This window comes from Chloroflexaceae bacterium (genome assembly GCA_025057155.1).
Lineage (GTDB): Bacteria > Chloroflexota > Chloroflexia > Chloroflexales > Chloroflexaceae > JACAEO01.
On sequence record JANWYD010000007.1, the window covers coordinates 108405 to 121389 of the forward strand.

Genomic DNA, 12985 nt, shown 5'->3' on the forward strand with positions numbered 1-12985 from the left:
AAACGGTGCCAGGCGTGTCCATCCTGGAGATTGACAATCTGACCGTCGGGTACCGCGGCGCGGAGGGATGGCGCGACGCGGTGCGCGACGTGACCCTGCGAGTGGCCCCCGGAGAGCGCCTGGGGGTAGTCGGGGAGAGCGGCAGCGGCAAGAGCACCCTGGCGCTGGCGGCGCTGCGCTTTCTCGGCGCCGGCGGGGCGATCCGCGGGGGCACGGTGCGTCTTCGGGGCATTGATCTGGGCGCGCTGTCGCCGGACGCGCTGCGGGCCGTCTGGGCGCGCGATGTGCGCCTGGTGCCGCAGAACCCTCTGGCGGCGCTCAATCCTTCGCTGCGCGTCGGAGATCAGGTGGCCGAGGCCATCCTCCAGAGCGCGCCGAGGCCGATCACGCCCGCCGAGGCGCGCCGGCAGGCTCTGGACCTGCTGCGCCTCGTGCGTCTGGCCGATCCGGAGCGGGTGGCGCGGGGCTACCCCCACGAGCTGAGCGGCGGCATGCAGCAGCGCGCGCTGATCGCTATGGCGCTGCACGGCGATCCGGCCCTGCTCATTCTTGATGAGCCGACTACCAGCCTGGACGTGACCACCGAGGCTGCTATTCTCGCTTTGCTGGCCGACCTCACGAACAGGTCGAGGGAACGGGCGACGTTATTCATTTCGCATAACCTGGGCATTGTGGCGCGCATGTGCAACCGGGTGGCCGTACTCTATGCAGGCGAACTGGTCGAGGTGGCGCCCACGGCGGCGCTGTTCGCCGCGCCGCTGCATCCCTACACCGCCGGGCTGATCGGCAGCCTGCCCCGTCCAGGTATGCGCCATACGCTGCGCCCGCTGCGCCCCATCCCCGGCGCCATCCCGCGCCTCGATAATCTGCCCCGCGGGTGTGTGTTTCACCCCCGCTGCCCGCTGGCGCTGGATCGCTGCCGCGCCGAGCGCCCGCCCCTGGAAGCGCCCGCGCCAGATCGTCAGGTGCGTTGCTTCCGCTGGCATGAGGTGGAGCGCGGGGCGCTGGCCGGCGCCGAGGAAGCTGACGCCATGCCCCTATCCGAAACATCTCGCGCCGCTGCTGAGCCGGTTCTCTCCCTCCGGGGGGTCGAGAAACAGTTTCGGCTGCGGCGCAGCCTGGCCGACCGGCTGGCGCGTCGCCCGCCGCGGGCGGTGCGGGCGGTGGACGGGGTTGATCTACAGTTAGGCCGCGGGCGCACCCTTGGGGTAGTCGGCGAGAGCGGAAGTGGCAAGACGACCCTGGCCCGCTGCGTGGTGGGGTTGGAGGAGCGCACCGGTGGCGAGATCAGCCTGGTGGACGTGCCCCTGGCGCCTGGTCTGGAGCAGCGCGCCCCGGCGGTGTTGCGGCGCATCCAGATGGTCTTTCAGAACCCGCAGGAGGCGTTGAATCCCTATCTGACGGTCGGTGAGACGCTACGGCGCCCGTTGATGCGGCTGGGGGGCCTCACGCGGGCCGAGGCCGATCGGCGCGTGGCCCGGCTGCTCGACGCGGTGAAGCTCGACCCCGGTTACGCCGCGCGGTACCCGGCGCAGTTGAGCGGCGGCGAACGGCAGCGCGTGGCGATTGCCCGCGCCTTTGCCGCCGAGCCTGACCTGGTGTTGCTCGATGAATCAGTTTCGGCGCTTGACGTCTCGGTGCAGGCGGCGGTGCTCAACCTGCTGAGCGAGTTGCGGCGTCGCAACGGCACGACTTACCTCTTCATCACCCATGACCTGGGGGTGGTGAGCTACCTGGCCGACGACGTGGCGGTGGTCTATCTGGGGCAGGTGCTGGAAGAGGGGCCGGTGGAAGCCGTGCTCCGGCCGCCGATGCACCCCTACACCGAGGTTCTGCTCTCGGCGCTGCCTGCCCTGCCACCCGACCCGCCGCGCGCGCCGATCGCCCTGGAGGGCGACATCCCTGCGCCTACGGCTATGCCCTCAGGATGTCGCTTCCACACTCGTTGCCATCGCTTGCTCGGGCCGATCTGCGCCCAGGAAGAACCGCCCTGGCGCGATGCCGGCGACGGCCATCGCATCAGGTGCCATATCCCCCTCGAGGAGCTCGGCAGGTTGCAGAGATCGAGGGAAGAGGAGGGTTATTTTGGATTTTAGATTTGGGATTTTGGATTTTGGATTATCGTGGGCGGCATCGCGGTTTTGGATTCTAGATTTTGGATTGCCGTGGGTGGCATTGCGGTGAGGTGTGGCGATGATGCGCCAGCGCTCTCTTCAACAGGAATTGGTGTACGATGCACATGGGCAGGGCGCACAACGTCGCGATGCATACGTGGCTATAGCGCTTTCGAACGCCCGTGCCAGGGCCTATTTTCATATCGGGGCCTCGCTGATGGCCAGGTTGTACGGTGACGCACAGTTCGCAGGAACCTTGCCATTCGCCGCGTTTGCCTCCCTCCCAGCCTCCCCCGGGGGGGAAGGGCCTGGTTCTCTACCCCGGCGGGGCAAGATCGGGGAGGGGGCGGCTCGTCAATGACACGCTATATCTTGCGTCGTCTGGGCTTTCTGGCGCTAACGTTGCTGTTCACCTCGGCGCTGATCTTCGTGATCACCCGGCTGCTTCCGGGTGACGTGGCCCGGGTGATCCTGGGGCGCGAGGCGAGCGAGCAGGCCCTGGAGGCGCTGCGCGAGGAACTGGGGCTCAATCGGCCGGCGGTGGTGCAGTACCTTGACTGGCTGGGCGACTTTGTGCGCGGCGACTGGGGACGTTCCTACAGCACGCGCCTGCCGATCCGCGAGGTGGTGCTGGAACGGCTGGGCAACTCGCTGATGCTGGCCGGTTTCACGCTGGTGATCGCTGTGCCGCTGGCGGTGGCTCTGGGGGTGATCGCCGGGTTGCGCGAGGATCGCCTGGCGGACCAGGCGATCAGCATCGGCGCGCTGGCGGTGGTCGGGTTGCCCGAGTTTGTCACCGGGCTGGTGCTGATTGACCTGTTCGCCTTCCGCCTGCGCTGGTTGCCGGCGAACTCTTCGATTGCTCCGGGCAGCGGCTTTCTGGCCGCACTGCCGCAGTTGATCCTGCCAGCGCTCACGGCGACGCTGGTGCTGCTGGCCTACATCATTCGTCTGACGCGGGCCGGAGTGATCGAGGAGCTGCGGCAGGATTACGTGCGCACGGCGGCGTTGAAGGGCCTGCCGCAACGGGTGGTGATCGTGCGCCACGTCTTACGCAATGCCCTGTTGCCGACCGTCACGGTGGTGGCGATCAGCCTGGGATGGCTGATCAGCGGCCTGATCGTGGTCGAGAATGTCTTCAACTACCCCGGCCTGGGTCGCCTGCTAACTTTTGCCATTGATCGGCGCGATCTGCCCTTGTTGCAGGCTGTGAGCATGATCACGGTGCTGATCTTCGCGCTTGCGAACCTGGCCGCGGATGTGATCTATGCCTTTTTGAATCCACGGATCCGGTTGGGATAGAGGGAGGTGAAAATCTCTGGGAGGGCTATGCCCTCCCAGATCCTTCCGTGAAGGCCGTCGCGGTTACGCTTTGGCGGCGGCGTAGAGTTCGGCCACCTTGTTCCAGTTGACGGTGTTCCACCAGGCGTCAATATAGGCGGCGCGGCGGTACTGGTACTTCAGGTAGTAGGCGTGTTCCCAGACGTCCACGCCGAGGATGGCGGTTTTGCCCTCCATGAGGGGGTTATCCTGGTTGGGCGTGCTCATGATGCTCAGCGCGCCGTTCTTATCGGCGATGAGCCAGGCCCAGCCGGAACCGAAGCGGCCCAGGGCGGCTGCCTTGAACTGCTCCTGGAAAGCGGAAAAGCTGCCAAAATCGCTGATAATGGCGGCAGCCAGAGAGCCGGTCGGTTCACCGCCGCCGCCGGGAGTCATGATTTCCCAGAAGAAGGTATGGTTCCAGTGACCGCCGCCGTTGTTGCGCACGGCCATACGGATGTCCTCGGGAACGGCGTCGAGGTTGCGGAGCAGTTCCTCCAGGCTCTTATCCTTCAGTTCCAGATGTTTGGCGATAGCGTTATTCAGATTGTTAACGTAGGTCTGATGGTGGTTGTCGTGGTGGTAATGCATGGTCGCCTCGTCAATATGAGGCTCGAGGGCGTTGTACGCATACGGAAGCGGCGGGAGTTCGAACGGCATCGGAGACCTCCTCTTTCGCTACAGCGCGTGACATGAAACGGGAGGCCAGCGCAGAGACTGACCGCCGGGCCGTCTCTACGCCAGCGCCCCTCCCTCCTTTTCCTGCGGGTCTCGGCGGCGAGGCCGGTTCTAAACGAACCAGATGTCAGGCGGGAACGTGGTACCGGCAGCAGCGCGCGCCAGTGGCGATAGTGCCGTCGCGGGCGATCGGCGTTCCAAGCAAGTCTTCGTAGAGCCGTAATTCCTGGGCGCAGAACTGCGGGTGGCGACGCGCGACGCAGTCAACCGGACAGTTATACTCGGTGAGGGTAAACGAGCCATCCTCGTGCTGTTCCCACTCGCACATGTATCCCTGCTCGGCCAGGAGTTCGGCCAGGGCCGCCACCCGGGCAGCGCGGTCCTTGCCGTCCAGATGGGGCCGGAATTCCTGTGCCAGCGCCTCGCGGCGGCGAGAAAGGACCTGCTCAATCGCCGCGGAACCGCCAATGTCATCCAGGCAGGTTACCAGGTCAAGGGCCAGGCGGTCGTAGCCTTTGGGAAAACAGGCCTCGGCCTCGGCGGTAAGGGCGTAGAGATGGGAAGGGCGCCCGATGTTGCGCCGTACTCCGACCACCTGAACCTGACCGTCACGCTCGAGCAGGGCCAGGTGCTGGCGCACCCCTACCGCGCCAATGCCAAGCGCATCACTGATTTCCTGCGCCGTCATTTCGCCATGGCGGCGGAGGAGGTTCAGGATGTTCTGGCGGGTCGCTCCCTGCTCTCTGCGTTCTGTCATGACCATGGTTTTATCAGTCTGCGCTATTAAAAGCATAGGGAGTATAACACGCATTTTTTTCGAGTGTCAAGGCGACCCCGCCTTGAGAGCATTCGCGTTTACCGCATACGTATTCATCGCAAAGGGCGCAGAAAGGTTGTAAAAAGCCAGCCTCTGGTCTCCTCTGCGAACTCTGCGGCGAGTCTAAACATGGTGCTCGCCTTGCCCCTTCGCGGAGCGATTCTGTATAATGCAGCGGGGGCGCGGGCCCTCATTTTGTGTCGGGTGGCGCGTGACGGCGCGCCGCATCACAGGCGGCCAGTGTGAATATCGAACAGCCTCGCGTAGCTTCGCGCCGTAGCATCTTGCCAGCATCGTTGCGTTCGGTCTGGGCGTCGCGCATGCTGCTGGCGATCATCCTCTTGCTCGGGGCGTATTTCCGCACCCTCAGCCTGACCGATTGGGACAGCGACACCGGCCAGCACCCCGACGAGCGCTTTTTTTCCGTTGTCGCCTCGACGGTGCGGCTTCCCGGCAGCCTGGGCGAGTTGTACGACTCGTCGCGTTCTCCGCTCAATCCGCGCAACTACGACAGCTCTCCGCTATACGTCTACGGGCCTTTTCCGATCATCGTCACCAGAGTAGCGGCGGTAATGCTCACGCCTGCGGAGGCGCTGCCGGCGCAGACGCCGCGGATCAACGGGCCGCCGCGGGTGGGCGCCGACCCGATGTATCCGGGCGAGCAACGCACTGACTATGGTCCGCCGGTGGCGAATCCTGAGCGCGCCTTTCCCCGCGCCAGCCTGCTGATACCGCTGCTCAACCCCGAGGGTCGCGATCTGACCGCATACGGCCAGATCCAGAAGGTCGGGCGCGGGCTGGCGGTGCTGTTCGATCTTGGCTCGATTGTCCTGGTGTATCTGATTGGGCGGCGGCTGTTTGGCCGGCGCATCGGGTTGCTGGCCGCGCTGCTCACGGCGCTGACCGTGATGCATATCCAGCAGTCCCATTTCTTCGTTGATCCCATCTTTTCTACCTTCTTCTGTCTGCTCAGCCTGTACTGGGCCGTGCGGGCGGCCCAGGGCGGCGGCTGGTTGAGTTATGTGGCGCTCGGTCTCGCCATTGGCGCAGCAATGGCGAACCGGATCACGCTGGCGACGCTGGGGTTGGCGGCGATTGCCGCGGCAGCAGTGTCGGCATGGCGCCATGCGCAGGGCGCCAGCCGCGAGGAAGGCGCGCCGGTCGCCACATTGGCCTGGGAACGATTTGTGAGTCGCGAGTTGCCGCTGCTGATCCTGGCCGGCACGCTGACATTGCTCAGTTTCCGCACCCTCGCGCCCGATGCGTTCACCGGCTCGACGCCCACGTCGCCAGCGCTTGTCGTCGAGGGCCGGCCGCAGGCGGCGGGCTGGCTCCAGGGGGCCGGTTTTCTCGACATCCGGCCCGAGCCGCGCTTTGTCAGCAATATCAGCGCGGTGCGGGCGCTAGTAAGCGGGGAACTGGATTATCCGCCTTCGCAGCAGTGGGTCGGGCGCACTCCCTACCTGTTTCCCTGGGTGAATATGGTGCTCTGGGGTATGGGTCCGGCGCTGGGGCTGGCAGCCTGGGGGGGCGCGGCGGCCTTTGCCCTCCGAGGGATGCGCCAGGCGCTGTGGCCGCAGCCGGCCCCTCCGCAGCTCAGCCCGGCCTGGGTGCTGCTGGCATGGATCGGCTTCTACTTCGGCTGGCAGGGGGGGCAGTTCGCGATCACCCTGCGCTACCTGCTGCCGATCTACGGCGCGCTGACCGTGTTCGGGGCCTGGGGGCTCGTGCGCCTGGCCGACCTGGCGCGTCAGCCGGCGCCGCCGGGCTGGCGGGCGCTGGCGATCCGCGGCGGGCGGTGGGCGCTGCCGCTGGTGGCGCTGGCGACGCTGGCCTGGGCCTACGCCTTCTCACGGATCTACGTCCAGCCCCACTCGCGGGTGATGGCCGCCCGCTGGCTGGCCGATAACGCGCCGCCCGGCGCGTTCGTCATGTCAGAAGTCTGGGATGACCCGCTGCCCTTACAGGCCGCCGATGCCGCCTGGGGCCTGACCTTCCAGGGCCTCCAGTCGGCGCCGTATGCGGAGGATGAGCCGCGCAAGTACGTCGGCGGCATGGGGCTGAGCGGCGGCTACGAAGAAGGGCTGCTCGACCAGCTCGACCGCGCCGATTACATCACCCTCACCAGCAACCGCATCTACGACAGCGCCTCGCGGCTGCGCATGCGCTACCCGGCGCTGATGCGCTACTACCACGCCCTGTTCAGCGGTGAACTGGGCTTCCGGCTGGCGGCGGAGATCACCTCGTACCCGCACATTCTGGGGATTGAGATCCCCGACCAAGTGGCCGAAGAGGCTTTCCACGTCTACGACCATCCCCGGGTGCTGATCTTCGAGAAGACCGCGGCCTACTCCCGCGAGCGGGCCGAGGCGCTGATCACCGGCGACGTGCTGTGGGAGGAGGTGTACAAATCCCCGGTGCTGATCGCCGACCGCAACCCGGCAGCGCTGCGCCTGACCGACGGCCAGTGGCGCCGCTATGCCGCCGGCGGGGCCTGGGTGCTCGACGACCTGCCGCAGCCGCTCGCGCCGTTGACCTGGCTGCTGGCGCTGGAGGCGCTGGCTCTGGCGACCTTCGCCCTGCTGTTCCCCCTCCTGCCGCGCCTGCCCGACCGGGGCTTCAGCCTGGCGAAGATCCTCGGCCTGCTGCTCGTGGCCTACCTGGCCTGGCTTGCCGGCAGTCTGGGCAACGGACCAGGCATTCCCGGGCGCGGCAACGCTGGCGCGGTGGGCCGGGGGCCGTTCCCGCTGCCCTTCGCTCCGGCGACGCTCTGGCTGTGCGCCGCCCCGCTGGTGCTGGTGGGCGCGGCGGCGGCCTGGCGCCAACGGGCCGAGTTGCGGGCCTTCGGGCGGGCGCGCCGCGCGGCCCTGCTGGGCGCCGAGGCAGTGTTTCTAGCCTTCTTCCTGCTGGGCATACTATTGCGCCTGCTCAACCCGGATCTGTGGCACCCGGCCCGCGGTGGCGAGAAGCCCATGGACTTCGCCTATTTCAACGCCGTGCTGCGCAGCGCCGCCTTCCCGCCCTACGATCCCTGGCACGCAGGCGGGTTCATCAACTACTACTACTTCGGCTTCGTGCTTGTCGGCGCGTTGACCCATCTCAGCGGCGCGGCGCCGGGGGTGGCCTACAACCTGGCCGTCGCCACCGTGCTCGGCCTCACCGCGCTGGGGTCCTGGGGCGCGGTCTACAACCTCCTCGGCGGGCGGGGCGATGCAGCCGGGGAGCAGCGGGCGCTTGCAGCCGCGGGACTGGCGCCGGCGCTGGGGCTGATCCTGGGCAACCTGGCCCAGGCCGTCTGGTTCCTCAACGGTTATGCTGCCGAGCAGGCGGCGAAGGGCCGTCCCGAGTGGGCCTACTGGGACGCGACGCGGATCGTGCCGGGAACGGTGAACGAGTTTCCCTTCTTCACCTTCCTTTTTGGCGATCTGCACGCCCATATGCTGGTCATGCCGCTCAGCCTGGCCCTGCTGGGGCTGGCCGTGGCCTATGCGCGCGACGTGCCGCGCCAGGCGGGTCGCGCCGTGGCCTGCGCTCTGGCGATGGGCCTCCTGGCGGGAGCCATCCGTGCGACCAATACGTGGGATTACCCCACCTTCGTCGGCCTGGCCGCCCTGCTGCTGGCCGTGGCGGGCTGGCGGGCCAGCCGCGGGCAGGGGGTGGCCCGATCACTGCTGTGGATCGCCGGGCCGCCGCTGCTGATGGCAATCAGCGGTAATCTGTTCTTCGCCCCCTTTGTCGCCAACTTCGCCACCGAGTCCTCAGGAGTGGAACTCTGGCGCGAGAGCATGGCTCCTACACTGCTCGGTCAGGTCCTCGGCGCGTCGCGGACGACGCTGCGCGAGGCGTTCCTGCTGTACGGTCACTGGCTCTTCGCCGCGGCCACCGCGGGGGCGCTCCTGCTCCAGCGCCTCGCCAGGCCAAAGGTCGCGGCGGGCGCGGCGGCCATCGCTGTGGGCATCGCGGTGATCGGTCTGGCGCTACACTGGCCGGCCCTGGCGCTGCTGATCCCGCTGCTCGGCGCAGCGCTCTGGCTGCTGTGGCGCCTGCGACGCGCCCCGCTGGCGTTGCTGGTTCCGGGCCTCTGGCTGGCCGGGGGTCTGGGCCTGCTGGCGCTGGTGGAGGTGGTGACGGTCAGGGGCGACATCGGGCGCATGAACACGGTGTTCAAGTTCGGGCTGCACGCCTGGATGCTCTTCGCCCTGGGGACTGCGGCGCTGCTCCCACGCCTGTGGGCGGCGCCGGGCGTCGTACCGCGCCTGATCACGCGCGGCGGAATGGTGCTGCTGGCCGTCGCAGCGCTGGTCTACCCCCTCACCGCGACCCCGGCGCGCGCCGCCGACCGCTGGGCGCCCGACGCGCCGCGCACGCTCGATGGGGCGGCATTCATGGCCGCGGTGTCCGCGGAACGTTACGGAGAGGCCTTTTCGGTAGATGAAGATGCTGCGGCGATCGCCTGGTTGCGGCGCAATGTCTCCGGCACGCCAGTGATCCTCGAAGCGCACCAGCCCTCCTACCAGTGGGCCGGGCGCGTCGCGGCGCACACGGGCCTGCCCACCCTCCTGGGCTGGGAGTGGCACCAGGTGCAGCAGCGCAACGCCGTGGGCGCGGGACCGGTGATCGCCGCGCGCCAGCAGGCCGTGCAACGGATCTACGCTGGCGCCGACCCCGACGAGGCGCTGGCCCTGCTGCGGCGCTACGGCGTAGAGTACGTCTACGTCGGCGGTGTGGAACGGGCCAGTTACGACCCGGCTGGCCTGGCCAAGTTCGAGCAGTTGGCCGCGCGGGGTGATCTGGAGCGGGTCTTCACCCAGGGGCGCACGACCATCTACCGGGTCGCCGTGCCGGCGACCCCGCGGATGCTCACCAGCGACCTTGACGTGACCCCGCCCGCTGGTGATACGCCCCCGCTGCTGATGCTCAGGACGCCGGTCAACGAGTTGCCTGCCGTGGCTCCGGCGGCCTGGAACCGCCTGGCGGCAGAGAACTCCTGGCTGGCGACCCTGGCCTGGCTCGCTGCGCTGTACGCCCTGGCCCTGCTGGGATTGCCGGCTGCCTATGCCGTCTTCGGCGGCTGGCGCGATGCCGGGTGGACCTGGGCGAAGCTGGCCGGGTGGCTGCTGGCGGGCTACGCGGTCTGGTTGCCGGCCAGTCTGGGCCTCTGGCGCCATAATGGCGCGGGGTTGCCCCTGGGCCTGGCCCTGATACTGCTGCTGAACCTGGCGCTGCTCTGGTGGATGGGACGAGGAGCGAAGGAGGGCGCCCTGGCGCGCGTCGGGCACGGGTTGACCGACGTGGGACGGGCGCTGTGGGCGCGGCGGGTGGCTGTGCTGTGGAGCGAGGGCGTGTTCCTGGTCGGCTTCACCGGCCTGGCCCTGATTCGCGCCCTGAACCCCGACCTATGGCACCCGATCTGGGGCGGGGAGAAGCCCATGGAGCTTGGCTTCCTCAACGCCGTTCTCCGCAGCCCGGCGCTGCCGCCCTACGACCCGTTCTTCAGCGGCGGCTACATCAACTACTACTACTACGGCTATTTTCTCGTCGCCCTGCCGGTGCGGATGGCGGGCCTCCCCGCGGCGATGGGCTTCAACCTGGCCCTGGCGACGATCGCCGGTCTCACCCTGGCGACGGCCTTCGCTCTGGTCAGCCAGTTGACCGGACGGGCGCGCTACGGCGCGCTCGCGGCGGCGCTGGTGGGCGTGGCGGGGAACCTGGCCGGCTTCTTCGCCGTGGGCTGGTCGCGAGGCTTTCCCGCCGTCGCCGAGGCGCTGCGGCAGGGCGGGCTGGCCGGCTTCGGGGCCAGGCTCGGCGACTGGTTCGTCGGGCCGAGCCGGGTGATCCCCTATACCATCAACGAGTTCCCCGCCTTCGCCTTCCTCTACGCCGACCTGCACCCGCATACCATCGCCCTGCCGATCACGCTGCTGGCGCTGGCGCTGGGGTGCCGGCTGGCGGAGGGAAGGGCGCCGGCACCCGAAACGGAAGCCCGGGCGCTGCCGCAGGGCTACGCGCCCCTGCTCATGTTGGGGTTGACGCTGGGAACCCTGGCGGTGACCAACTCGTGGGACGTGCCGACCTGCGCCCTGGTGGCGGGTCTGGCGCTGCTGGGAGCAGCCTGGCGCGCGCCCGGCCCGCGGGCCGCGGGCGTGCCATGGCGCCGTCTGGTCCGGGCGGGGGTGGCGGCGGTGGCAGTGGTCATCGGCGGTCTGGCGCTCTTCGCGCCGTTCTTCGACCACTACTGGGCGCCGGTGGACGGTATCGGTCTGGTGCCGCTGGCCGATGGGACGACGCCGCGGGACTACCTGGTGATCTACGGCCTGTTCGTGGCGGTGCTGCTGCCCGCCCTGCTCGGCGCGGCCCGGCGCGTCTTCGCCCCGTCCCGGAGCGCTCGCGGGCGTTCCCCGGTCGCCCTGGGAGCGACCGTGGCCCTGGCGCCCGGCGCGGGGGCCTGGTTGCCGGTAGGGGTGGTCGCCGGCTTGCTGCTGTTGGGGGCCGTGTTGCCCACGGTGGGGCTGCGGCTGGCTCTGGTCGCGCTGCTGATGCTGGGAGCGACGGTGCTGCTACGGCGGGCCATCAGCACCCCCGTCTGGTACGGGTTGCTCCTGCTCTGGGTGGCCCTGGCAGTCTCGCTGGGGATTGAGCTGGTCTACATCCGCGACCACCTGGACGGGGGCGACTGGTACCGGATGAACACGGTCTTCAAGTTCGGGTTGCAGGTCTGGGTGTTGCTGGCGATCGCCGCGGCAGCCAGCCTGCCGCTGCTGCTACGGGGCGTGCGGCGGGTGTGGGGGTGGGCAGGCGCGGCGGTCACGCTGGCCGGTCTGGGGGTGCTGGCGACCCTTGCCGCAATCTACCCGCTTGCCGGCGTGCCGAGTCGCCTCGATACGCGCATGCCGGTGCGAACCGGGCCGACGCTCGATGGTCTGGCCTTTCTTGACCAGGCGCGCTTTACCTACGATTGCCTGGCGTATGGCGGATGTGAGCCGGGCGTGACGCAGGTGGAGGTGGATCTCTCCGGTGACGGGCCGGCGATCGCATGGTTGAACCGGGAGATTGAAGGCACGCCGGTGGTCGTGCAATCGAGCCTGTTCTTCTACCGGGCCTATGGCATCCGCGTGGCTGCCAACACCGGCCTGCCCACGGTGATTAGCGCGCTCCACGTCAACGAACAGCGCGACCCGGCGGTCGCGGCCCGGCGCGAGCGCGAGCTGGACACGTTTTTCCGCACCCCCGATGTGGAAACGGCGCTGCGCTTTCTGGCGCGCTACCGGGTGGACTACATCTACGTCGGCGGAGTCGAACGCGCCTTCTACCCCGCGGCGGGCCTGGCCAAGTTCGAGCAGATGCGCGGCACGTACCTGGAGACGGTGTACGATGCGCGGCAGACACGCATCTACCGGGTGACGGGCGTACCTCCGGGCTACGCCTGGCGACCTCTGGCGGAAGGCAGTGCAACCACACGATTGACGGAGCCGCCCTCTGCCGAACTGGAAGAGTTGGAGACCGCTCTGGCGGCGAACCCCACCGACGGGCCGCTGGCCTTTGGCGTGGCTGTGCGTTACCGGGAGCAAGGCCGACTGGACGAGGCGGCGCGGATTCTGGAGCGGGCCGCGCGGGCCAACCCCCGCGACATCGGCGTGATGCATCTCTGGGGCGACATCCTGGCCGAGGCGGGACGCTACGATGAGGCCGAGGAGGCCTACCTGATGGCTGCCCGCGCCGAGCCGAGCGCCGCGAACTGGCACAAACTCGGCAGCGCGCTGCTGGCCTGGGGTCGCCTCGATAAAGCCGAGATCGCCCTGAGCCAGGCGGTGGTCGCCGACCCTTCCGCCCCCGACGCCTACTTCAGCCTCGGCAAGCTCTTCGCCCGGCAGGGCGACCGCGAGCGGGCGCGGGCCGAACTGGAGATCTACCTGGCCCTGGCCCCTGATGGCCCCTGGGCCGAAGAGGCGCGGCGGTTGCTTGGTGATTTGTAGGCTCAAATGATGGCCGGTTGCAGGAGAGTGGGGAAACCAGGTTTCCCCGCACCCCCGCCCGATGGGAGGGTCCGGGAGGGCTA

General features: G+C 68.5%; 5 protein-coding genes. 3 read left to right on the forward strand and 2 right to left on the reverse strand.

What is annotated here, in order from left to right:
- Nucleotides 1–14: 14 nt before the first annotated feature.
- Nucleotides 15–2096 carry an ABC transporter ATP-binding protein gene (locus tag NZU74_07660; protein ID MCS6881195.1) on the forward strand — a complete coding sequence of 694 codons (2082 nt, stop codon included), beginning with the start codon at nucleotides 15–17 and terminating at the stop codon, nucleotides 2094–2096.
- A 375-nt stretch (nucleotides 2097–2471) separates the two neighbouring features.
- Nucleotides 2472–3416, forward strand: coding sequence for an ABC transporter permease (locus NZU74_07665; GenBank protein MCS6881196.1), 945 nt, complete (start codon nucleotides 2472–2474; stop codon nucleotides 3414–3416).
- Between the two features lie 63 nt (nucleotides 3417–3479).
- On the opposite strand, the gene NZU74_07670 is transcribed toward NZU74_07665, so the two are convergent.
- Together NZU74_07670 and NZU74_07675 are read right to left on the reverse strand one after the other, a co-directional pair.
- Nucleotides 3480–4094, reverse strand: coding sequence for a superoxide dismutase (locus tag NZU74_07670; GenBank protein ID MCS6881197.1), 615 nt, complete (start codon nucleotides 4092–4094; stop codon nucleotides 3480–3482).
- Nucleotides 4095–4239: 145 nt separating this feature from the next.
- On the reverse strand, nucleotides 4240–4869 hold the full coding sequence (locus tag NZU74_07675) for a winged helix-turn-helix transcriptional regulator (protein MCS6881198.1): 630 nt from the start codon (nucleotides 4867–4869) through the stop codon (nucleotides 4240–4242).
- Nucleotides 4870–5171: 302 nt separating this feature from the next.
- On the opposite strand from NZU74_07675, the gene NZU74_07680 reads away from it, so the two are divergent.
- Nucleotides 5172–12902, forward strand: a complete 7731-nt coding sequence (locus NZU74_07680; protein MCS6881199.1) for a DUF2298 domain-containing protein — start codon at nucleotides 5172–5174, stop codon at nucleotides 12900–12902.
- Nucleotides 12903–12985: the final 83 nt, after the last annotated feature.

Bases quoted from the DNA above. Each gene is read 5' to 3' on its own strand.
- NZU74_07665 (MCS6881196.1), top strand. From the start codon at position 2,472: ATGACACGCTATATCTTGCGTCGTCTGGGCTTTCTGGCGCTAACGTTG.
- NZU74_07670 (MCS6881197.1), bottom strand. From the start codon at position 4,094: ATGCCGTTCGAACTCCCGCCGCTTCCGTATGCGTACAACGCCCTCGAG.
- NZU74_07675 (MCS6881198.1), bottom strand. From the start codon at position 4,869: ATGACAGAACGCAGAGAGCAGGGAGCGACCCGCCAGAACATCCTGAAC.